Origin of the sequence: Bacteroides salyersiae (genome assembly GCF_031172035.1) — a bacterium.
GTDB classification, from domain to species: Bacteria; Bacteroidota; Bacteroidia; order Bacteroidales; family Bacteroidaceae; genus Bacteroides; species Bacteroides salyersiae.
Genome location: NZ_CP133452.1, coordinates 5,470,487 through 5,491,577, shown reverse-complemented (window position 1 = coordinate 5,491,577; position 21,091 = coordinate 5,470,487). Strand labels below are relative to the sequence as shown.

The window sequence follows — 21,091 nt, the reverse complement described above, 5'->3', positions numbered from 1 at the left end:
ACAGATGTAACAATGAATTTCTTTTCCGGTGAAAGAAAATCGGGAACTGTTTCTAAACTTTTTACTCCTGTCCGTATCGGTCCGTTGACTTTGCGCAATCGTACTATTCGTTCGGCTGCTTTCGAAGGTATGTGTCCCGGAAATGCTCCTTCCCAGATGTTACTCGATTATCATCGTTCAGTGGCGGCAGGCGGTATTGGCATGACAACGGTGGCCTATGCCTCTGTTGCGAAAAGCGGACTTTCGTTTCCTCGTCAGCTTTGGCTTCGTCCGGAGATTATTCCCGGATTACGTGAAGTGACGAATGCCGTTCATAGAGAAGGGGCGGCTGCCGGCATTCAGATAGGGCATTGTGGTAATATGTCCCATAAGAGTATTTGTGGGGTGACACCTATATCTGCTTCTTCGGGTTTTAATATTTATTCGCCTACATGGGTTCGCGGGATGAAGAAAGAAGAGATACCGGAAATGGCACGCGCGTATGGTCGTGCAGTAAATATGGCTCGTGAAGCAGGTTTTGATGCGGTCGAAGTACATGCCGGCCACGGTTATCTTATTAGCCAGTTCCTTTCGCCTTATACGAATCATCGGAAAGATGAATATGGCGGTTCTCTTGAAAACCGGATGCGGTTTATGGACGAAGTGATGTTGGAGGTATTGAAAGCGGCCGGTGATGATATGGCGGTCATTGTGAAGATGAATATGCGCGATGGTTTTCGAGGAGGAATGGAAATAAACGAAACAATTGGGGTGGCTCGCCGGTTAGAGCAACTCGGAGCGCATGCGCTGGTATTGAGTGGGGGCTTTGTCAGTAAGGCGCCTATGTATGTGATGCGCGGAGCAATGCCGATAAAAGCATTGACATATTATATGGATTGTTGGTGGTTGAAGTTGGGTGTGAAATTGGCTGGACGAATGATGATTCCTTCCGTACCTTTCGAAGAGGCTTATTTTTTGGAAGATGCGTTGAAATTTCGTACGGCACTTCCCGCGATGCCGCTTATTTATGTGGGTGGTCTTGTGTCACGCACAAAGATAGATGAAGTATTGGGATATGGCTTTGAAGCAGTACAGATGGCGCGTGCACTACTTAATGAGCCTGGGTTTGTAAATCGGATGCATGCTGAAGAAAATGCCCGTTGCAATTGTGGACATAGTAATTATTGCATTGGGCGGATGTATTCCATTGAAATGGCTTGTCATCAGCATCTTCGGGAGAAGCTTCCTCCTTGTTTACAGAAAGAAATAGGAAAGTTGGAAAATAAATGATGGAACGGAATTTGGCGATCATAACTGGTGCCGATGGAGGAATGGGAACGGAAATAACCAAAGCCGTAGCCTTTGCAGGATATCATGTAATAATGGCTTGTTATAATCCTGTGAAAGCGGAACCGGTGAAGCAACGTATAATCCGGGAAACCGGAAATATGGATTTGGAGATACTTCCGCTCGATCTGGCATCTATGGAATCTGTATCGGCCTTTACCGGTTTGGTTTTGGGGCGTGCTCATAGAGTTGCTTTATTGATGAATAATGCCGGAACGATGGAAACTGGACTACATATCACTGTAGATGGTATGGAACGAACAGTCAGTGTCAATTATGTAGGACCGTATTTGCTGACCCGGAAGTTACTTCCTTTAATGGGTCGGGGAACACGTATTGTGAATATGGTATCTTGCACTTATGCTATTGGAAAATTACATTTTCCCGATTTTTTCTTTTTTGGTCGCAAAGGAAAATTTTGGCGAATACCTGTTTACAGTAATACTAAACTGGCTTTACTCCTTTTTACTTTAGAACTCGCCGAAAGAGTGGAAGAACGCGGAATAACTGTCAATGCTGCCGATCCGGGAATTGTTTCTACTGATATTATTACTATGCATCAGTGGTTTGATCCCTTGACGGATATTTTTTTTCGCCCTTTTATCCGTACTCCCATGCAAGGAGCTTCCACTGCAGTTGGATTATTACTTGATAAAAGACTGGCAGGGAAAACGGGAACGTTTAATCTGAATAACCATTCTAAACCACTTTCGGATAAATATATTAATCATGTGCAGAAACGATTGTTGTGGGATGAGACGGAAAAACAGGTGAAAAAATGGCTATAAGAATTGATCTGTTTAGATTTTAGAAGGTATTAATGTATTGAAAAGAAAAATAGATCGATTTATTTTTGAGAAAAAAAGATACAAACTAATATCGTTGTAATAGTCTGTATATCAATTCGTTGTGAGATGTGTCTTTTTCTCTACGAGATTCGCTCTGTTTCTCTACGAAGAACCGATCGTTTCCCGTAGAGAAACCAAGTATTTTTGAAAGATGTGCAAAGATAACGCAACTGTGCTAAAAATCAAATAGTTATAAAACATATTTTTAGCAGGTAGGCAAAAGGGATGCAAAAAAAAGCAGATTTGGAAAGGAGTTAGGTTACCAAATCGTAACTCCGCCAAATATGCTATAAAAAGAAGTGTAATATATTATATTTCAGTCTATTGCTTGTTTTTGCATAGTATCAGATAACTCAACAGAAAGTAAATTTGTAACTAAAAAAAGTTGAGTTATGCGAAGCACATTCAAAGTATTGTTCTACACCAAGAACCAGTCAGTAAAAAATGGTAAGGCCCCGATAATGGGACGTATCACAGTCAATGGAACCCAAGCGGGTTTCAGCAGTAAAAGAACGGTATCCCTTTCCTTATGGGACGTAAAAGCCAACCGTGCGAAAGGCAAGTCCGAGGAAGCACGCACGCTGAATCAAGAACTTGACAACATCAAGGCGCAGATAACAAAGCACTATCAGTACATTTGCGACCATGACAGTTTTGTTACGGCCAAGAAAGTATATAACCGCTATGCAGGTTTCTCAGAGGAATGCCATACTCTTATGGTGCTCTTCAGAGAACAGCTTGAATCGTATAAAGAAAAGATAGGTAAAGGAAAGGCGGAAAGCACTTACCGCGGACTGGTTGCCGACTACAAAAGTCTTTTGCTTTTCATGAAAACCAAAAAGAACATCGAGGATATAGCTATTGACGAGCTTGAGAAATCGTTCATTGAGGATTATTACACATGGATGCTCGGCACGGCAGGCAATGCGAATGCCACCGCTTTCAACCGCGTCAATACCCTGAAATGGTTGATGTACATAGCGCAGGAAAAGGGGTGGTTGAGAGTTCATCCTTTCACATCCTTCGAGTGCAAGCCGGAATACAAGAAAAGATCTTTTCTTACTGAAGAGGAATTGCAGAGAATCATCCACGTGGATCTGAAATACAAACGCCAGCGTGCCATGCGGGACATGTTTATCTTCATGTGCTTCACCGGTCTTGCATATGCCGACCTCAGAGCCATTACTTACGACAACATCCATACCGATTCCGACGGAGGCACATGGCTGATGGGCAACCGTATAAAAACCGGAGTGGCCTATGTCGTGAAGTTATTGCCCATAGCCGTTGAGCTTATTGAGAAATACAGGGGTGTGGACGAGAAGAAGGATTCCCCCGATAGTGTTTTCCCCGTAGGCGAATACAACACGATGTTACTCAGCCTCAGAATCATCGGCAAGAAGTGCGATTGCCATACCGAAGTCACCCCGCATATCGGACGTCATACATTCGCAGTTCTGGCCATTCTCAAAGGGATGCCGTTGGAAACCCTGCAAAAGGTATTAGGGCACAACTCCATCCTTTCCACGCAGGTATATGCCGAGCTTATCAATCCGAAAGTGGGCGAAGATACCGACAAACTTTGCGAGAAGATAGGCCATGTTTACAAACTGGCCGTCTAAGACCGACCAAAAGGAATGCCCCTTCAGCCGGTAGGCCGGAGGGGCATTCCTTTTGTCTTTTCTTTATTTCCTGAACCTTCGGAAATCCCGGTAGTTCTTTTTTAATACCTCATACAGTCCGCTTTCGGGATAAAGAATCTTTCCACCGATGGTAGTATAGGACACCATGTTCCCATCACGCAAGGTTTGCAGTGTCCGCCGTGAGATGTGCAGCCTCTCGCACACATCATCTCCTGTCAGGTAATGCTCATCCGCAATCGTGGGACGTATTCTTGCCATGGCTTCCTCAGCCGCCTTACCCGCTCTCCTTATCCATCCGGCCAGTTCCTTGAACTCTTCCGAATCCTTTGTGATAATGTCTGCCATAGCTTTATTTCCTTTTTACAAGTCCTTCACTCAATATCTCCCGAATATCCGTTTCCCGATAGAAGAATTTCCCGCCTATGTTTGAATAAGGGATAAGGCCGTTGTCCCTATAATTTTGCAGGCATCTCTTCGATATTTTCAGAGCCAGACACACCTCTTGTGCGTCCAATCATTTGTCCGGTGCGGGTGGGGCAACCTTTTTACGGAAATCTTCCAACTGTACCGCCAGCAGGCTGAGCTGTTTCCTCATTTCCAGATACGCGCTCGTTTCGATAATAGTCAGTTCCATACATGATGTTTTTAGTTTATACATTTTAATGTTTTCTTCGGCAAAATAAGTCATACTCTCCGCTAAAAACAAATGTGCGGAATCAAAGTCGGATTTTGTCGTGCATTGTCACAACGATAAAGTAAACGGTATGAAGAAAGGCTTGTTCCCCTATGTTTCCACTATGGACAAGCCTTTCCTCTACCATTTGCCACTTTATATTCTCAGGCCTTTATTCTTCCGCTCTACTATGACATTTTCTATTTTCCCCTCTTTCATTTCCGTATTCTGACGCATATTTGGAAAATGCTCATTCAGCAAATCGCCTGCCAATCTTTTAGCTTTCTCCTGCATCTCGTTGCGTACATTCAATCTGTTCGGTCTTAACAGCTTTTTTTCAATCTCCTCAAACTTATCGTAAAAGCTGAACTCATCCGGATATTCATCGATCAGCCCGTCCTCCGGGTATCCTTGTTCCCGGATGAAAAGCAAGGTCATCCGATCATAATTATCCGGACTTCGTGGCAATCCCAATCCTTCCCCTACTTCAGTCAGATTGAAGTAATTTTCCCATGTAGGCGCAAGGTCAAAAGTCTTGCTTTCCACTACATTCTTCAAAACAGACCTGTCCTGATATGCGCACCGTTCCATTGTTTCCTCATCTACCCAGTCTCCCCGCTCATTTTTACAGAGGTTTACCTTTCCTTCCATTAAGGAAGGCCATCCGCTCAGATCATGAACAGCCAGAGATTTTAAAGGAAAATCAGGTTCAAAGAAACTGTTCTCCACATATTTATACATATAACTGTTGAATTGCCATTCTCCATTTGTATTGTCGTCAAAGAGAAGTACGCCCTTATCCGTTTCAACGGCAGAGTAATAATGGTTCCCGCGTTTCAGGTCATCCAGCATTTTCTCCACCATTTTAGGTGAGGATTGTATTTCCTCCCACATGCCGGGTGTCAGTATCCGTTTAAAATGCTCATCTTTTGACAACGGGTCTATATTTTTTCACAGGCAATACACCACTTCCGATACACGCAGGTAACTTTGCAATCCGATTCCCTGCCCATCCATTGCTTTTTCCAATGTTTTCAAATAGTTACTGTTATTTCTCTTCCGCAAAGGAGGGACCATTGCCAGGTCAGGCACATCATAGTATAAAACGCCTGTTTTCGGTATCTCTTTTCCTCTCAGAGCCTTTTCCACATCTTCCTGCATGAAATCCAAAAAGCCTTCTTTACCCTTGCCTTTCATACTGATGTGTATCGGATTGAAGTGTCCGTCCACTGTGACATACACACTGCCACTCTTGTTCTCTTCTTTTTCCATATTTCAAAACTAAATTTTCATTCCACGCCTTTCCCTTTTCATGGGAACTTTCACCGACATGTTCGGACCGGAGAAACGGGTATTGTCAGGCCGCGCCACCAGTTGCGACATGATCCGTTCCTGTTCCTTTGTCAGCGGAACCTTAACCAAAAGCAGATTTCTCAAACGGTTGAAGTTTCTTAATGTGGGTGCCATATCCAGCCGTTTTGTACAAATCCCGTAATTTAATATCTCCGGCGAGGCCACCTGCCAGTCGCCCATTGTACTCCGGTACTTCGCATTCAACGGTGTTATTTCATAAAATCCCAGTTCCTTCGGTTTCCCTTTTCCTTCAAAAAACTTTTCAGTTATTCCGTCCAATAATTTGGCCAGTTCCTTATCGCCAATTTCTGTCTTATCAAACAGCAATACCTTTTGTCCGTATTCCACTGCCGTACAAGTAGGAAATACAGCCAATCCGTTTCTTATCACATGGCCGTCCGTTCCGAAACGGTGTGCCAGCCGTTGGTAGTCCTCATTCTCCGCCAGTGCCGTATGCGCAGCCGAGGCAGACAGTTGCCTGATTCCCCTTTCCTCGCAGAATGCCGCATCCCGTAATCTCACCACCCCCGAAGGATAAATCTTCTCCCGTTCCAATACCGGAGTGAGCCGTTCCAGATAGTCCCTGTTGTCCGTTCCGAGGATAGTAGGAATCATGGACTTGTCCCTGAAATCGAAACGGAACATTCAATGGTCGGGGATAAACTCCCTGCCAGTGGCATGAAAGGTTACATTATTACTGATATAGCGTGCGAACCCTTCTTCGCCTTGTCCCCGCATACTCAGATATACGGGACGATAGAAAGCGTCCAGCGTCATGTACAGGCTGCCGTTTTCCATACAGTCTGTATTCATTCTCTTTTCCATAAGCATATTATATAATCAGTTGTTTTTTTTCTTTCTTCTGCGGAACAACGGAAGAGACATGCTTCACTGCCTGACGCCCCGATTTTTCCAGTTCCGGCTCTTTGGACTGTTGAAACGAACACTTTTCCGGAGTTTTTGTCCTTTGTGATGTCCGATTCGCTTTTCCGCCCAACCTGAACTCCCCGTCTGTAATGTGGAACTCCGATTGCAGGATGTCCCTCGCCATTGTTTTGGCTTCCATCTGCAAGGCCGCATAGCCGAAGTCGTGTGCCGAGAGCGGGGCTTCCCGTCTCGCCTTCATACTGTCCCCCAGCTTCTCCGCCAGTTCCTTGAACTCATACTGATAGCTGAACGGATGGAAATGGTCCGCTTCCATAAGGCCTGCATACCCGTTCTCCGAAATATACAGCAGTGCCGCAACGTCATAATTACGGGGTGAGATACCCAGGTCGAAATCCTTTGTCAAACGGTCAAAGTTATTGAAGTCGGGACGTAAGTCGTATTTGCCGGTGCAGACGGCACCCACCAGCATCTCTTTTCCCGACATCTTTTCGGGCGTGAAGCTGCATACCGATTTTCTTAATTGTATATCATCCCTGCGCAAGTCTGCTTTTGAGAGTTTGTCGATACAATTATCGGCCAGTTCAACCATCTGCCGCATGGGAATCTCTATTTCATACAGTTTAAGTGTTTCCACTTTTTTACTGAAGTTGAAGAAACCGTCTGCCAGATGTTGTAAGTAAGTGGTACGTGCTTTCATACCTTTTACACTGTCCGAGAAGAGAAGTACACCCTCATCCGTTGCCACAGCAGACATGCGCTGATTCTCATTGTCTGCCGAAACGGGCAAGGTACCCGCTTCGGCTGTCCGGTGATGTAACCAACGGTCTGCCCAATCTTTCAATAATCCCATAACTTGATTCTTTTTGCATAACTTAATGCCTGCAAAGAAAATACATCATCTAACAGCCCACAATAAAGAGGGAATCCGAGTCGGATTTTGGCGTCCGTTGGCGTATGACTTTTAAATTAGCCGTTTCTCCAGCATCCGGTTATAACTTACACGCAAGGAATCAATAAATGGAGTAGTGTCCGTACAACGATCAAACACTTTTCCCCGTTTGGTATATAGTGCATTTATTTTAAGATGAAACATATCCTCAAAAGCCCTAATTACACTTATCACAGTCAGTTTGTCACCATTTCTTGAACTTATTGCACCAGCAGCCATCAACGCAGCCACCAGTTCAATCAAATCACTGTCTGTACCGTTCCAAGTCAACATGACAACAGATTTATTTTCTGTATCTTTTATTATTTCAGATTTCAATTCGGGGATAATATTCCCATATCTGAATAACTCTTTAACCATTTCTATCTCTGCATTGAGGAGAGATAAGGCCTTACCGATAAACACATCGTACAAGACATGTCTTTTCTCCAACATTTGTTCCGATGCTATTTGTATAGAAGCCAATTCTATTTTGGTATAATTCAAGCGACGTAACTTCAATATTTGGTTCTCATTTTGTGGAAGTTCTCCAAGCAGAGTTACAAAATTATCATAAGCAGCAGGTAATTCTTCCACCACTTGTACCATCCCCTCCAAATAGGAGATAAATAGGTTGAAAAGGAGTGCACTTGTTAATGTTTTCATCGCATCACATTTTTAGTTTTACCAATCATCAACTCCAACTAAATCATCATAAAATGCATCTAATAAGTACTAAGTCATATATTTCTTCATTTTTATCTTTTGCAAAATTATTGGTTATATGGATAACTAAAAACGAGGTCGGTATAAATATATTTTTCGATTAGTGTTATCGTGTTTACATACAATAAATTATATCGAATTAAAATTAGGTGATATTTCCCAAAAATTAATCCTACACTCGGTATTTGTTCTCATTTTGGTAGATATTATAACCAATAATAAACAAAATGTGATTCTTCTTTCTATTGAACCATAATAAAATACCCGTTTTTCTTCTGAAAAGAGAAAAACGGGGTAATTTTACATCATTTTCAATGTAGCCTTAGCACATACCGGCTACGGTATGTTTATCATATAATAAGCTATTACATAACAATCTATTTAATTAATAAAGAAAACAAATATCGGTATTCCATTTCTCTATTTTTAGGCTTTTTCAAAAATCAAATAACATCTTAATTAAATGTTCTGTATTCATTCGGAGAACACCCTACGACACGCTTGAAAGCCTTGCTGAAATACTGAGGATATTGATACCCTAAAGCATAAGCCACATCACTGACAGATTTTGTAGGATCGGCAAGCAGCTCTTTTGCTGTATCCATTGTTTTTGCCAATATATATTCTTGTGCAGATAAACCGGTCTCTTTTTTAATCAAATCTCCGAAATAATTCGCAGACAGATGCAACTGGTCAGCACAATAAGCAACGGTCGGTGTACCGAATTTAGAGGGTTTATCCGAAGTGAAATAGTCGTTCAGCAAGGCTTCGAAAGAACCGAGCGTATCCTTGTTCTCCTTTGTGCGGGTAATAAACTGCCGGTCATAGAAACGGATGCAATAGTTGAGCAACAACTCGATGGCAGAAGCGATAATCAGGTTGCTGTGGCGATCTGCCTTGTCATACGTTTCCTCGTCGATTTTTGTCAGGCAGTCGATGACGGTCTGCTGCTCCTGCTTGGAGAGGTGCAATGCTTCATTGGCGGCATAGGAGAAAAAAGTATAATCCTGCATATGGCGGCCGAGCGGCGTGCCTCGCAGCAAGTCGGGATGAAACAGCAGACACCAGCCCGAACCGGTAAAAGTCGTTCCGTCGGCTTCATGTCCGAACACTTGCCCCGGAGCGATAAACACTAACGTATTCTCTTGAAAATCGTAGGAGCGTCGACCATAGGTCAAATCGTCCGTACATCGTAATTCTTTCAGGAAGACCACATACATTCCCACGTGCTTGCGTGCGTGGGGTACGGGGTGCGGCATACGGCTTCCCTCTATGACGCTGACCAATGGATGCCTCGTTTCCACGCCCATGTAATCATTGTACTCCTTTATCGTTTTCAGTTGCATAATCTTCTCCATAACAGTCTCTTTCATTGTTTCTATGCAAATGTAGAAAATATCTTCGGCTTATCGGTTCCAATCTGTAATAATTATACATGAAACCGTAATTCATACCCTATGGAGCACTCGGACAGCCTGTAATTTTGCATCGTGGAAAACTGAATAAAAGAAAGAACAATGATACAAATGAATAATTCGGGACTTATGACCATTGATAGGTTCAATAAATTGACGGGGCATGAAACACTGCATCCGTTGATCTGTATGGTCGATTTTTCAAAGGCAAATCTGACCGAGGATATTCGGATGACGTGCAATTTTTACGGACTGTTGTATTACAACGATTCAGAGCAAGAAAAAGCATCTGAAAAAGAGTGGCTGCGGCTGGTTTATCCCGGTGAAACGGTTGAAATACCCTCGAACCGGCATCGACATACCGGATGCTATTCGGGGGTGTTGTTTCATCCCGATTTGTTATGCGACACATCGCTTGAAAACCGTATCGAGACCTACCCGAAACGCTGCTGCTGTAAGGGTGCATTGTCGGAGCACGAAAGGAGAATCATAACCGATAACCTGCGGGAAATCGGAGAAGAGTTACACCATGCCATCGACCGACATAGCGCAACGATCATCGCCTCACATATCGAATTGCTACTCAATTACTGTGTACGCTTTTGCAGTCAGTGAACTACAAAAACCGTAATAATTATCCTTCAAACCGTAATTCATGACCGGTCGGGACGAAAATTCCAGCCTAATTTTGCATCAGGTAAAACAGATAAATAAAATGATAGAGATTATGAAAATAAAATTGAAAATTATGACAACGCTACTCGGTGTCTTCTTCGGATGCGGAATCGCAGCCTCTCAAACACCGAAAGCAGGACAAGCTATGGACAGTAAACGACAACACATTGCAGAGGTCGCAGCTCTTACAAGTACGGGAGACCTCGACAAACTGACAACCGTCCTTATTGACGGGTTGAATGACGGCATGACCGTCAGTGAGCTGAAAGAAGTGATGGTACACGCCTACGCCTATTGCGGTTTTCCCCGTGCCCTGCGCGGACTGCAAACGTTAGTTGCGGTACTCGACGAGCGTAAGGCAAAAGGTATCGAAGACGATTGGGGACGCGAAGCATCGCCGATAACCGATACCCGCCGTAAGTACGAACGTGGACGCGATATTCTCGCAGAAATTTCGGGCGTTCCGGCAGATGCGCCGAAAGCCGACTATGCAGTACTGGCTCCGGAAATCGAGGTATTCCTCAAAGAACATCTCTTCGCCGACCTTTTCGAGCGGGATGTATTGACCTATGCCGAACGGGAGCTGACAACCGTCGCCGTCATCGCCTCTTTGGGCAAAGGCGTGGAACCGATGCTGAAAGGACACATGGGTATCGCGCTGAATGTAGGTGTAACACCGGATGAATTACGCGGTGTGCTGGCCATTGTCGAAAAGCACGTCGGACACAGCGAAGCCGACGGCGGCAGACTGGTTTTGAACGAATTGTTGCAAAGCAAAGGATTGATCGCCAACCCGGAAACACCAGTCGAGACAGTCGAGAATGGCGTGAAGAAACAAAAAGTGACTTTCCACAACCGTTTCCTGATTGATGTGGTCGGCGATCTTTATTTCCCTGCAAACTATGATTCGGCAAAGAAATATGCCGCCATCATCGTCGGGCATCCTTTCGGTGGTGTCAAAGAACAGACTTCGGGGCTTCATGCCCGCAAGCTGGCGGAAATGGGTTATGTGACATTGGCGTTCGATGCGTCCTACTACGGCGAGAGCGGCGGTTATCCGCGTCGTATGGAATCGCCCGAAGTGAGAGTGGAAGATTTCAGTGCGGCAGTCGATTTCCTCTCGAATCATCCGACTGTCGATGCCGATAAGATCGGTGTAATCGGTATCTGTGGCGGAGGATGTTATTCTGTCAGTGCTACGCAGATAGACCATCGTATCAAGGCTCTTGCCACCATCAGTATGTACGATATGGGGCGTGCCCGCCGTCAGGGTGTGGGTGACACGCAGACTTACGAGCAGCGTATGGCGATTCTCGATGAGATTGGTCGTCAGCGCACGGCGGAATACGGTGGAGCCACACGTCGGGATATTCGCGCCCTGCCCGAAAAGGTAGATGAGAACACGCCGAAGTTTGCCATCGATTTCCTCGATTATTACGACAATCCGCAGCGCGGGCAGCATCCCAACTCTACGGGTTATTACTCCTACACGAGCCTTGCGCCGATGATGAACTTCTTCCCGTTCGCGCAAATCGAGACCATATCGCCGCGTCCTGTACTTTTCATCGTGGGAGAAAATGCGGTATCGAAATATTTCTCGGAAGACGCATACGAGAAAGCTGCCGAACCGAAAGAACTGTTCGTCGTTCCCGAAGCAACGCACGTGGATTTGTACGACCAGCCGGAATATCTGAAAATCACGCTTCCGAAACTGGACGCTTTCTTCAAACAACATCTAAAATAACGATTCGATATGAAAAAGATAACTTGCTTATTTTTACTGGTTGCGGCACTCGGTGCTTGTACCCCGAAACCAGAAAACAAGGTTGAAACAATCCAGCCTGCCGCACCTTCTTCCATCTTTCCCAAAGGAAATGTCATTGAAGGTACTAATTTCAACGGCACGGCCTACCTCCAACGGTTGATGACCGACAGTGAAACATTCGATGTAGTAGTGTCCGACGTGATATTCGAGCCGAAAGCCCGAAACAGTTGGCACTCGCATCCGGGTGGCCAGATTCTGATCGCCACTGCCGGAAAAGGTTACTATCAGGAAAAGGGGAAACCCATACAAGTTTTGAATCCCGGTGACGTGGTCGCTATTCCGGCAGACGTGGTACATTGGCACGGAGCGGCTTCCGACAGCGGATTCACGCATATAGCAATCAATACAAAGGTTCATTTGGGTGCTACCCAGTGGTATGCTCCCGTAACCGAAGAAGAGTACAACAATAAATAAACATCAAAAAACAGATTGAATATGAAAAAGTTACTTTTTATTCCGCTCTTGTTCCTTTCTCTGACGACTATGGCCGCTTGTTCTCCCGATGATGATCCTATGCCGCCAACGGAGCAACCCTCCACTCCCGAAGAACCGGGCGATGAAGGAAATCCCGATGATTCTGAAAATCCGACTAACCCAGATGAACCCGATGAACCCAATACTCCGTCCGGGAACGGCAATATGCTTGTGGTTTACTTCTCCGCTGAAGGACACACCAAAGCCGTAGCGGAACGAATCGTGGAGCTTACGGATGCTGACATCCATCGGATTGAGGCTGCCGAACCGTATGCCGCAAATCCTTATGATGACAGCGACCGCATCCAGCGTGAAGCCTACAACGACCTGCGTCCCGGAGTGGCGAACCTGCTTGATGAGGAAACGATTGCGAAATACGATACGATTCTCGTCGGTTCGCCTTGTTGGTGGCATCAACCCGCGATGGTGGTTTGTACGTTCCTCGAAGCATACGACTTGAAAGACAAGGTTATTATTCCGTTCTTTACCTACGGAGCTACTACCTATCTGAACGAATCCATGCAGAAAATTTATAAGGTAACGCCCGGCTCAAAGCATATTCCGGAAACACTTCCCGAAGATCTCGATGCGAACGACATTACGACGCCGGGGCGTCCCGACGATGCGGGTATTGATATGCCGGGCAGTACAAACGGTACGGAAGGCTGGTTGCGTCGAATTGGAATTATTGAATAGACATATAAAACAAGTAAAAAATGAAAAAAGGAATTATAACAATGAGTGTACTGGCAATCATTGCCTGTACGATAACGGCCTATTGTTGGGCTGCCGGGAACGAGTCCGTATCGGAAAGTACAAATGTAGCGCAATCCCTATCCGGACAACAAGTAAAATCTACCTCTCAAAATGCTAAAGGAAAAGCTTTGGTGGTTTATTTCTCCGTTCCCGAAACGGATGGAGTGGATGCTTCTTCCGGAGCCAGCCGCCTTGTTTCCAATGGTAAAGTAATGGGGAATACGCAATACATCGCATCCGTCATCAGTGAAGCTACGGGCAGCGACCTTTTCGAGATAAAGACCGTACACACCTATCCCGGCTCGCATAAGGCATTGATCGATGCGGCAAAGGTCGAGATAGACAACAATGCCCGTCCGAAGCTGGCTACACACATCAAAAATCTCAATGACTACGATGTGGTCTTCATTGGATTCCCCAACTGGTGGTACGATATGCCGATGCCACTCTACTCGTTCTTTGATGAATACGACTTCAGCGATAAAACTGTTATCCCTTTCTGTACGCATGGCGGCAGTCGTTTCTCGGATGCCATCAAGACCATACGGGAGTTGGAGCCTAAAGCCTCCGTGTTGGATGGTTATGCAGTTCCCCGTGACCATGTCAGCGAAGCGAAACCCAATGTATTGAATTGGCTGAAAAGAATCGGAATGGCTGAATAAGTGATAACGGTTCAAACCTATCCAATAAGTTACCCGACCGGATTTCCGGCCGGGTAACTTGCTTAATAAGGGATATATAAAGTTAAATGAGGATACTTTTTCAAGTATAATTTCAATCTGTAATAATTATACGCCAATCCGTAATTCATATAAGGTCTTCCTTGCTGGTCTGACGTAATTTTGCATCAGATAAAGAAATGAATTACAAGTAGTTTTAATACGAATATGAACAATGAAAAAATAACCAGAAGAGAAGCTCTCAAATGTATGGGAACTACATTGGCAGGGTTGGCATTGACCGCATCCGGGCTCTCCTCTATCACGTCCTGTACGGAAGAGAAAAAGAGACGTTTGGTATTCTATTTCACGGGAACCGGAAACTGCCTCTACGTGGCTCGGAAATTCGCGGAAAATCCGTTGAGTATTCCGCAGATTATCAGGCAGGACAAGCTGGAATTCGAGGCGGATGAAATAGGTATCGTTTACCCCATTTACGGACATCTTGCCCCGCAAATGGTGCAGGAGTTTATTCGGAAAGCCCGGCTGAAAGCCCCTTACCTGTTTTCCATCCTTACCTACGGCAACCGCAAGTGCAGCGCGACCGAATTGTGGAACAATCTGGCAACAGAAAACGGGACGCGCTTCGACTATATCACCACCCTGAAAATGGTGGATAACTTTCTCCCGTCATTCGATATGAATGAACAGGTAAAAATCGACAAGCAGGAAGACAAGCAAATTGCCGAAATCATGCAGGACATACAGGCACGCAAGCACTGGATACAACCCGTTACCGAAGAGGAACAACAGCAGCACGCCGAGTTCATGCAACGTGCGGGACACACTCTTTCCCCTTCCGCCGAAAAGTTGCTTGTCATCAAGGAAAACTGTATCGGCTGTGGAATCTGTGTAAAGGTATGCCCGCGCCGGAACTATACCTTGACGGGCGAAGGTGTTCAATGCAAAGGAGCCTGTGAATATTGCCTCTCCTGCGTTCAGAATTGTCCGCAAAAAGCCATCACACTCCGTGCGGGAGAGAAAAATCCCGATGCGCGATACCGCCATCCGGATATTTCACTGAATGACATTATAAGAGCTAATAGACAATAACTTCAAAAACGATAGGATTATGAAACGAACATTTTTTTATTATGTATTTATGGCACTGGCTGTAATGACGCTGGCAAGCGCGTGTGACAAGGATGATTTCGATGCGGATTATCCTTCCGATGAGATCGAATATGATGGTAGCCGCAAAATTTTAGTGGCTTACTTTTCCGCTACGGGCAATACCCAGCGGAGAGCCGAGGAGATTGTGGCGGCGACCGGTGCGGATGTTTATCGCATCGAGGCGTCTGAACCTTATGCCTCGAATCCCTATGACGACAGCGACCGTATTCAGAACGAATCGTACAACAACCTGCGTCCCGGCGTCGGCAATTTGCCTGAAAGTATCGACGAATACGATGTGATTTTTGTCGGTTCGCCGATATGGTGGCACAATCCGGCAATGGTCGTCTGTACGTTCCTCGAAAACTACGACCTCGACGGCAAGATCGTTATCCCGTTCTTTACTTACGGCTCGACAGAGTATCTCCAGCAATCCATCGACAAGATTCATGAGGTGACGCCCGCTTCGGTTCATCTGCGTACCTATACGGGCGGTGGCGTAGAAAGTTGGCTGCGTGACATCCATATCATCCAATAACACCAATGAGAATAAGCAATAATATCAATATGAAACGAAATATCATTTTAGCAATCATGTGTACAGTATGCACAATGACAGCCTCGGCACAAGGTGTCGGAGGCGTGCCGACCAAAGGATTCGCCGTTTTCAAGAACGACGGTCAGTTCAAACCATACGCATTTACCCGCCACGCTGTCGGTGATAATGAAATCCAGATTGAAATTCTCTATGCGGGTATCTGCCATAGTGACATCCACCATGTCCGCGAGGATTGGGGGCCTGAAAAATACCCGATGGTTCCCGGACACGAGATTGCCGGACGTGTGGTGAAAGTAGGCCGCAACGTCACGAAATTCAAGGTAGGCGACTATGCCGGTATCGGGTGCATGATCGGTTCATGCCGTCATTGCGAGGCTTGTGAGCATGATCTGGAGCAGTATTGCAAGGAAGGGGCCATCATGACCTACCACGACATAGACCGCTATAACGGTAATGAACCGACGCAGGGCGGTTATTCAGACAACTACGTTGTAGCGGAAGACTTCGCCATCAAGATTCCGGCAAATGCCGAAATCGAGAAAGTCGCGCCGCTGCTCTGCGCCGGAATCACGACCTATTCGCCTATCCGTAATGTAGGTGTCAAGAAAGGTGACAAGGTCGGTGTCGCCGGATTCGGTGGGTTGGGACACTTGGCCGTGCAGTATCTTGTGAAATTGGGAGCCGATGTGACCGTATTCGATGTAACGGAAGCAAAACGTGCGGATGCCGCACGCATGGGGGCTACCCGTTATGTCAATGTGAATAACAGCGATGAATTGCAAGGGTTGAACAAGCAATACGATTTCATTCTCTCCACCATTCCCGCCAAGTATGATCCGGTAATGTATGTGAAAATGTTGAAGCTGGACGGTCAGCTCGCTATCGTCGGAATCCCCTCGGCGGCCAATATGCCGAGTATTCCGGTAAACGCCATCGTGATGAACTCCAACCGCAAGATTTTCGGTTCCCAGATTGGGGGAATCAAGGAGACGCAGGAGATGTTGGACTATTCGGTCGCCAACGGCATCTATCCCGAAGTCGAAATTATTCCGGCAGACGGAAAAACGATTACCGAAGCCTATCAGAAGGCCGTGGACGGAGATGTGAAGTTCAGGTATGTGATAGATATGCAAACCCTTAAATGATAGCTATGTTGCGGAAAATAAGGCTTATACTGGCAATCATCTTTTTTGTGTCTGTCACGTTGCTGTTTCTCGACTTCACGGGAGGGTGGCATACATGGATGGGATGGATGGCAAAAATACAATTCTTACCTGCTCTGCTGGCCTTGAATGTAGGTGTCGTGGCTCTACTCGTTGTGCTGACACTGCTTTTCGGTCGCATTTATTGCTCCGTCATCTGCCCGCTGGGTGTCATGCAGGATATTGTTTCGTGGGTAGGCAGTCGGCGTAAAAAAGGGAAAAACCGTTTTTCCTATTCTCCGGCAAAATCCGGAATCAGGTACGGTGCATTGGCTCTTTTACTCGTGGCGATAGCAGCAGGCGCAGGTTCGCTGGTCGCCTTGATAGCTCCGTACAGTGCTTACGGTCGGATTGCTCAGAATTTACTGGCTCCGTTTTATGGATGGGGAAACAACCTCTTGGCCTACCTTGCCGAGAGAGCCGAAAGTTACACCTTTTATGAAACGGAGGTCTGGATGAGAAGCCTGCCGACATTCATTATAGCCATTGTTACTTGTATCCTGTTATTTGTCTTGGCATGGCGTAACGGACGTACCTACTGCAATACGGTTTGTCCGGTAGGTACTATACTTGGTTTGCTCTCGAAATATGCACTTTTACGTCCGGTCATTGATCCCAAGAAATGCACCTCGTGCAGCTTGTGCGCCCGAAAATGCAAGGCGTCTTGTATCGACTACAAGAATCACGAGATAGACCATTCGCGTTGTGTGGCTTGCATGGATTGTCTTGAGACCTGCAAACACGGGGCCATCTCTTATACCCGACGACGGGAACGGACAGCCGTGCAATCATCTAAAACAGAAGAACAGAATCCTTCCCGACGCCATTTCCTCACCGGGGTTGCTCTTCTTCTCGGTACGGCCACGGCCAAAGCGCAGGAAAAGAATGTGGACGGTGGACTGGCTGTTATTCTCGACAAGAAAATTCCGAAGCGCACGACTCCTCTCGTTCCTCCCGGAGCAAGCAGTCTGCGTAATATGAATCGCCATTGCACGGGCTGCCAGCTATGCGTGTCGGTCTGCCCGAACGGGGTGCTGCGCCCTTCCTCTCGGTTGGAAACGCTTATGCAGCCGGAATCTTCTTATGAGCGCGGTTATTGTCGTCCCGAATGTACGAAATGCTCGGAGGTTTGCCCGGCCGGAGCAATCCGACGGGTTTCTGCTGAAGAAAAGTCCGCTATACAGATCGGCCATGCCGTATGGGTAAAGGAGAATTGCGTTGTCCTGACAGATGGCGTACAATGCGGTAATTGCGCCAGACATTGTCCGACGGGAGCAATCTCGATGATACCCTCCATCCCCGACGATGATTTCTCGCCCTTGATACCGATGGTGGATACCGAACGGTGTATCGGGTGCGGTGCGTGTGAAAATCTGTGTCCGGCACGTCCGTTCAGTGCCATTTATGTCGAGGGACACGAAGCCCATAGAATCATATAAAATCAGATAACAGTATGGAAAAAACAGATAAACATAGGATAGACCGGCGTGAGTTCCTGAAGCGGTTGGGAGCCGGAGTTACTGCGGTGTCTGCAACGACGGTTGCGGGATGTTCCTTTCGGGATGCCGGAATCGGAGGCAGCGCACAAGGCGAAGTCCCGACCGATAAGATGACCTATCGTACCGATCCTAAAACGAAAGAGCAGATTTCGCTACTCGGCTATGGCTGTATGCGCTGGCCCATGATGCCGTCGCCGGATGGAACCGGAGACGTTATCGACCAAGAAGCAGTCAATAGACTGGTAGATTATGCTCTGGCGCATGGAGTGAATTATTTCGATACGGCTCCTCCCTATTGTCGCGGGCTTTCAGAGAAAGCCACCGGAACAGCATTGAAGCGCCATCCTCGTAATTCGTATTATCTGGCAACAAAGATGTCGAACCACCGTCTGGCCGGGCAAGGGCTGTCTCCCGAAGAGCTGTTCGATGCTTCGGTAAAGATGTATCGCCGGTCGTTCGAGGACTTGCAGACCGATTACTTCGATTATTACCTGCTCCATATCGTGGGTATTGGGAGTGGTATGCCCTTTTTGATGGAGCGTTTTTTCGATAACGGACTGCTCGACTTTCTGCTTAAAGAACGGGAAGCGGGACGTATCCGGCATTTGGGCTTTTCCTACCACGGAGATGTGAAAGTGTTCGATTACCTGCTCTCCCGACACGATGAGTTCAAATGGGATTTCGTGCAGATCCAACTGAACTATGTGGACTACCGGCACGCTTCGGGTATGAATTTCAACGCGGAATACCTCTATGCCGAGTTGGAGAAACGTGATATACCGGCTATTGTCATGGAGCCGCTGTTGGGCGGCAGACTTACCACGCTGACCAACTACCTGAACGGCAGGCTCAAACAGCGTCGCCCGGAAGAGAGCGTCGCTTCGTGGGCATTTCGTTTTGCGGGTTCATTTCCAAAGGTATTGACCGTATTGAGCGGCATGACCTATATGGAACATTTGCAGGACAATATCCGTACCTTCTCGCCGATCGATCCTTGTACGGAAGAGGAGTTGGCACTCTTGGAAGATACGGCGCAGACTATGCTGAAATACCCGTCGGTTCCCTGTACCGCCTGCCAATATTGTATGCCTTGTCCATACGGACTGGACATTCCTGCCATATTCGCACATTACAACAAGTGCATCAACGAAGGGAATGTTCCCGTCTCTTCGCAGGACGAGAATTATCGGAAAGCCCGACGGGCGTTTCTCGTCGGCTACGACCGTTCCGTGCCGAAACTGCGGCAGGCCGACCATTGCATCGGCTGCGACCAATGCGTACACCATTGCCCGCAAAGCATCAATATCCCGGCACAAATGCAGCGAATCAACTTCTTTGTGGAACAACTTAAACAAGAGACATTATAATGAAAGATTTTATTTTCAGAAACGATACGAAACTGCTCTTTCGTAATGATATACGGGAGACTATCGCAGAAGTGACTAAAGGGCATAAAGTGATGTTTGTTTACGGTAGCGGTTCCGTAAAACGAAACGGGTGCTACAATGATATAATCCGAACATTGACCGATGCCGACATTCATTTTGTGGAATATGGAGCTTCTTCAAGGGAATTTTCCAAAATACAAGAGGGTATCCGGTTTGCCAAGTCCAACGGCGTAACCCTGATTGTCGGAGCCGGAGGCGCAAGTGTGATGGATAGTGCCAAATTGATGGCTTTCGGCTTTTACCATGAATCCGATTTGTGGGATTACCTGAAAGGGAAACCTTCTTACGGGCTGCAACGACTGCCGCTCGTATTGATACCGACCTATCCGTCCAGCGGTTCGGAGAACGGACTCGGGGCTGTATCGGTCGATTTGAGGACGGACGATTTCGGGACGGCATACGGCATACCGGCCGACTATGCTATTCTTTGTCCCAAATATTCCCTGACTTTAGACAAAGAGATGACCGCATATACGGGACTTGTTACACTGGTTCAACTATCGGCGTGTATTTTGGGCGACAAAAACCGGATGTCCTACGATGCAGGAATTTCTTATATCAAAAACGTACTCGAAGCGACGAAGACTTTATTGAAGAATCCGAATGACCTTGATACAAGAAGTATTATTATGATGGGCGCATCTCTTTCCACTTCGTCCAGACTGGGAATAGGAAAGGAAGAGGCTTACGCATACGACATTTATGAGTTGGAATTTCTTCCAGAAAAGTTATTTGGCAGCTCTTACCGTAGAAGCCTGACGTCTATTTTCCCAAGATTCCTCGAAGCGATGGGAAAACGTCATAAAGAGGATGTCAGAAAATATTATCTCGACGTATTCGGTTTTGATTCTTCCATAGAGGAATCTTCGAGGAAGCTGGTAGCGTTGTTTTCCGATTTCGGAGTGGATATGTATTACGATGGCATAATCAACCGCGAACAAGTCGGCTGTATTCCCTGTGATACGGAACTTGATGAAAACGAAATCTTCGAAATGATAAACGGGTTAATTCGCAAATAATG

24 protein-coding genes are annotated in these 21,091 nt (G+C 46.3%); 14 read left to right on the top strand and 10 right to left on the bottom strand.

The annotated features are described in order from the left end of the window. Window positions 1-12 precede the first annotated feature (12 nt). The 3 genes from RB604_RS21140 to RB604_RS21130 all read left to right on the top strand — a co-directional run bounded on the left by RB604_RS21140 (window position 13) and on the right by RB604_RS21130 (window position 3,796). Window positions 13-1,269 carry an NADH:flavin oxidoreductase gene (locus RB604_RS21140; RefSeq protein WP_044094148.1) on the top strand — a complete coding sequence of 419 codons (1,257 nt, stop codon included), beginning with the start codon at window positions 13-15 and terminating at the stop codon, window positions 1,267-1,269. Then, on the top strand, window positions 1,266-2,114 hold the full coding sequence (locus RB604_RS21135) for an SDR family NAD(P)-dependent oxidoreductase (RefSeq protein WP_373133610.1): 849 nt from the start codon (window positions 1,266-1,268) through the stop codon (window positions 2,112-2,114). The genes RB604_RS21140 and RB604_RS21135 overlap by 4 nt, the downstream gene beginning before the upstream one ends. 452 nt (window positions 2,115-2,566) lie before the next feature. Further along, window positions 2,567-3,796 (top strand): site-specific integrase, encoded by a 1,230-nt coding sequence (locus RB604_RS21130; RefSeq protein ID WP_007482208.1) that lies wholly within the window; start codon window positions 2,567-2,569, stop codon window positions 3,794-3,796. 63 nt (window positions 3,797-3,859) lie between these two features. Here the strand turns inward: RB604_RS21130 and RB604_RS21125 are convergent, their stop codons facing one another. From RB604_RS21125 to RB604_RS21080, 10 genes are all read right to left on the bottom strand, one after another. Next, window positions 3,860-4,162: a helix-turn-helix domain-containing protein gene (locus tag RB604_RS21125; RefSeq protein ID WP_007482209.1), complete on the bottom strand. Its 303-nt coding sequence runs from the start codon at window positions 4,160-4,162 to the stop codon at window positions 3,860-3,862. Window positions 4,163-4,166: 4 nt separating this feature from the next. Continuing rightward, entirely contained in the window at window positions 4,167-4,331 is a 165-nt protein-coding gene (locus RB604_RS21120; protein ID WP_081504172.1) for a helix-turn-helix domain-containing protein, read from the bottom strand. Beyond that, window positions 4,332-4,475 (bottom strand): hypothetical protein, encoded by a 144-nt coding sequence (locus RB604_RS21115; RefSeq protein ID WP_157440106.1) that lies wholly within the window; start codon window positions 4,473-4,475, stop codon window positions 4,332-4,334. It abuts the gene before it with no gap. A gap of 171 nt (window positions 4,476-4,646) precedes the next feature. After that, on the bottom strand, window positions 4,647-5,384 hold the full coding sequence (locus RB604_RS21110; RefSeq protein WP_081504175.1) for a DUF6047 family protein: 738 nt from the start codon (window positions 5,382-5,384) through the stop codon (window positions 4,647-4,649). A gap of 57 nt (window positions 5,385-5,441) precedes the next feature. Beyond that, window positions 5,442-5,762 carry a hypothetical protein gene (locus RB604_RS21105; protein WP_007482213.1) on the bottom strand — a complete coding sequence of 107 codons (321 nt, stop codon included), beginning with the start codon at window positions 5,760-5,762 and terminating at the stop codon, window positions 5,442-5,444. Window positions 5,763-5,771: 9 nt separating this feature from the next. Then, window positions 5,772-6,488, bottom strand: coding sequence for a DUF6047 family protein (locus tag RB604_RS21100; protein WP_007482214.1), 717 nt, complete (start codon window positions 6,486-6,488; stop codon window positions 5,772-5,774). Further along, window positions 6,489-6,668, bottom strand: a complete 180-nt coding sequence (locus RB604_RS21095; RefSeq protein ID WP_007482216.1) for a hypothetical protein — start codon at window positions 6,666-6,668, stop codon at window positions 6,489-6,491. It lies immediately after the preceding gene. A gap of 7 nt (window positions 6,669-6,675) precedes the next feature. Then, window positions 6,676-7,581, bottom strand: a complete 906-nt coding sequence (locus RB604_RS21090; RefSeq protein WP_007482217.1) for a DUF6047 family protein — start codon at window positions 7,579-7,581, stop codon at window positions 6,676-6,678. A gap of 111 nt (window positions 7,582-7,692) precedes the next feature. Beyond that, on the bottom strand, window positions 7,693-8,325 hold the full coding sequence (locus RB604_RS21085) for an RteC domain-containing protein (RefSeq protein ID WP_007482219.1): 633 nt from the start codon (window positions 8,323-8,325) through the stop codon (window positions 7,693-7,695). Between the two features lie 515 nt (window positions 8,326-8,840). Further along, window positions 8,841-9,743 carry a helix-turn-helix domain-containing protein gene (locus RB604_RS21080; RefSeq protein ID WP_044094149.1) on the bottom strand — a complete coding sequence of 301 codons (903 nt, stop codon included), beginning with the start codon at window positions 9,741-9,743 and terminating at the stop codon, window positions 8,841-8,843. A 159-nt stretch (window positions 9,744-9,902) separates the two neighbouring features. Between RB604_RS21080 and RB604_RS21075 the strand changes: the two genes are divergently transcribed. The 11 genes from RB604_RS21075 to RB604_RS21025 all read left to right on the top strand — a co-directional run bounded on the left by RB604_RS21075 (window position 9,903) and on the right by RB604_RS21025 (window position 21,089). Beyond that, on the top strand, window positions 9,903-10,415 hold the full coding sequence (locus tag RB604_RS21075; protein ID WP_021861887.1) for a hypothetical protein: 513 nt from the start codon (window positions 9,903-9,905) through the stop codon (window positions 10,413-10,415). Window positions 10,416-10,527: 112 nt separating this feature from the next. After that, entirely contained in the window at window positions 10,528-12,219 is a 1,692-nt protein-coding gene (locus tag RB604_RS21070; RefSeq protein ID WP_007482226.1) for an alpha/beta fold hydrolase, read from the top strand. A gap of 9 nt (window positions 12,220-12,228) precedes the next feature. Beyond that, window positions 12,229-12,714, top strand: coding sequence for a cupin domain-containing protein (locus RB604_RS21065; RefSeq protein ID WP_007482229.1), 486 nt, complete (start codon window positions 12,229-12,231; stop codon window positions 12,712-12,714). A gap of 21 nt (window positions 12,715-12,735) precedes the next feature. Continuing rightward, window positions 12,736-13,470 carry a flavodoxin gene (locus tag RB604_RS21060; protein ID WP_055294824.1) on the top strand — a complete coding sequence of 245 codons (735 nt, stop codon included), beginning with the start codon at window positions 12,736-12,738 and terminating at the stop codon, window positions 13,468-13,470. Window positions 13,471-13,490: 20 nt separating this feature from the next. Then, window positions 13,491-14,192: a flavodoxin gene (locus RB604_RS21055; RefSeq protein WP_007482232.1), complete on the top strand. Its 702-nt coding sequence runs from the start codon at window positions 13,491-13,493 to the stop codon at window positions 14,190-14,192. Window positions 14,193-14,417: 225 nt separating this feature from the next. Continuing rightward, window positions 14,418-15,302, top strand: a complete 885-nt coding sequence (locus RB604_RS21050; protein ID WP_007482234.1) for an EFR1 family ferrodoxin — start codon at window positions 14,418-14,420, stop codon at window positions 15,300-15,302. A 19-nt stretch (window positions 15,303-15,321) separates the two neighbouring features. Continuing rightward, window positions 15,322-15,900: a flavodoxin gene (locus tag RB604_RS21045; RefSeq protein ID WP_007482235.1), complete on the top strand. Its 579-nt coding sequence runs from the start codon at window positions 15,322-15,324 to the stop codon at window positions 15,898-15,900. Between the two features lie 29 nt (window positions 15,901-15,929). Next, complete coding sequence (locus RB604_RS21040; RefSeq protein ID WP_007482238.1) at window positions 15,930-17,066, top strand: NAD(P)-dependent alcohol dehydrogenase; 1,137 nt, start codon at window positions 15,930-15,932, stop codon at window positions 17,064-17,066. A gap of 5 nt (window positions 17,067-17,071) precedes the next feature. After that, window positions 17,072-18,562 (top strand): 4Fe-4S binding protein, encoded by a 1,491-nt coding sequence (locus RB604_RS21035; RefSeq protein ID WP_007482240.1) that lies wholly within the window; start codon window positions 17,072-17,074, stop codon window positions 18,560-18,562. 14 nt (window positions 18,563-18,576) lie between these two features. After that, on the top strand, window positions 18,577-19,989 hold the full coding sequence (locus RB604_RS21030; protein ID WP_007482242.1) for an aldo/keto reductase: 1,413 nt from the start codon (window positions 18,577-18,579) through the stop codon (window positions 19,987-19,989). Beyond that, entirely contained in the window at window positions 19,989-21,089 is a 1,101-nt protein-coding gene (locus tag RB604_RS21025; protein ID WP_007482244.1) for an iron-containing alcohol dehydrogenase, read from the top strand. The genes RB604_RS21030 and RB604_RS21025 overlap by 1 nt, the downstream gene beginning before the upstream one ends. Window positions 21,090-21,091 lie beyond the last annotated feature (2 nt).

Bases quoted from the DNA above. Each gene is read 5' to 3' on its own strand.
- RB604_RS21040 (WP_007482238.1), top strand. From the start codon at position 15,930: ATGAAACGAAATATCATTTTAGCAATCATGTGTACAGTATGCACAATG.
- RB604_RS21055 (WP_007482232.1), top strand. From the start codon at position 13,491: ATGAAAAAAGGAATTATAACAATGAGTGTACTGGCAATCATTGCCTGT.
- RB604_RS21110 (WP_081504175.1), bottom strand. From the start codon at position 5,384: ATGTGGGAGGAAATACAATCCTCACCTAAAATGGTGGAGAAAATGCTG.
- RB604_RS21140 (WP_044094148.1), top strand. From the start codon at position 13: ATGAATTTCTTTTCCGGTGAAAGAAAATCGGGAACTGTTTCTAAACTT.
- RB604_RS21100 (WP_007482214.1), bottom strand. From the start codon at position 6,488: ATGTTCCGTTTCGATTTCAGGGACAAGTCCATGATTCCTACTATCCTC.
- RB604_RS21095 (WP_007482216.1), bottom strand. From the start codon at position 6,668: ATGGAAAAGAGAATGAATACAGACTGTATGGAAAACGGCAGCCTGTAC.
- RB604_RS21035 (WP_007482240.1), top strand. From the start codon at position 17,072: ATGTTGCGGAAAATAAGGCTTATACTGGCAATCATCTTTTTTGTGTCT.
- RB604_RS21070 (WP_007482226.1), top strand. From the start codon at position 10,528: ATGAAAATAAAATTGAAAATTATGACAACGCTACTCGGTGTCTTCTTC.
- RB604_RS21085 (WP_007482219.1), bottom strand. From the start codon at position 8,325: ATGAAAACATTAACAAGTGCACTCCTTTTCAACCTATTTATCTCCTAT.
- RB604_RS21060 (WP_055294824.1), top strand. From the start codon at position 12,736: ATGAAAAAGTTACTTTTTATTCCGCTCTTGTTCCTTTCTCTGACGACT.
- RB604_RS21030 (WP_007482242.1), top strand. From the start codon at position 18,577: ATGGAAAAAACAGATAAACATAGGATAGACCGGCGTGAGTTCCTGAAG.
- RB604_RS21135 (WP_373133610.1), top strand. From the start codon at position 1,266: ATGATGGAACGGAATTTGGCGATCATAACTGGTGCCGATGGAGGAATG.
- RB604_RS21025 (WP_007482244.1), top strand. From the start codon at position 19,989: ATGAAAGATTTTATTTTCAGAAACGATACGAAACTGCTCTTTCGTAAT.
- RB604_RS21045 (WP_007482235.1), top strand. From the start codon at position 15,322: ATGAAACGAACATTTTTTTATTATGTATTTATGGCACTGGCTGTAATG.
- RB604_RS21115 (WP_157440106.1), bottom strand. From the start codon at position 4,475: ATGTATAAACTAAAAACATCATGTATGGAACTGACTATTATCGAAACG.
- RB604_RS21075 (WP_021861887.1), top strand. From the start codon at position 9,903: ATGATACAAATGAATAATTCGGGACTTATGACCATTGATAGGTTCAAT.
- RB604_RS21090 (WP_007482217.1), bottom strand. From the start codon at position 7,581: ATGGGATTATTGAAAGATTGGGCAGACCGTTGGTTACATCACCGGACA.
- RB604_RS21125 (WP_007482209.1), bottom strand. From the start codon at position 4,162: ATGGCAGACATTATCACAAAGGATTCGGAAGAGTTCAAGGAACTGGCC.
- RB604_RS21080 (WP_044094149.1), bottom strand. From the start codon at position 9,743: ATGGAGAAGATTATGCAACTGAAAACGATAAAGGAGTACAATGATTAC.
- RB604_RS21065 (WP_007482229.1), top strand. From the start codon at position 12,229: ATGAAAAAGATAACTTGCTTATTTTTACTGGTTGCGGCACTCGGTGCT.
- RB604_RS21130 (WP_007482208.1), top strand. From the start codon at position 2,567: ATGCGAAGCACATTCAAAGTATTGTTCTACACCAAGAACCAGTCAGTA.
- RB604_RS21105 (WP_007482213.1), bottom strand. From the start codon at position 5,762: ATGGAAAAAGAAGAGAACAAGAGTGGCAGTGTGTATGTCACAGTGGAC.
- RB604_RS21050 (WP_007482234.1), top strand. From the start codon at position 14,418: ATGAACAATGAAAAAATAACCAGAAGAGAAGCTCTCAAATGTATGGGA.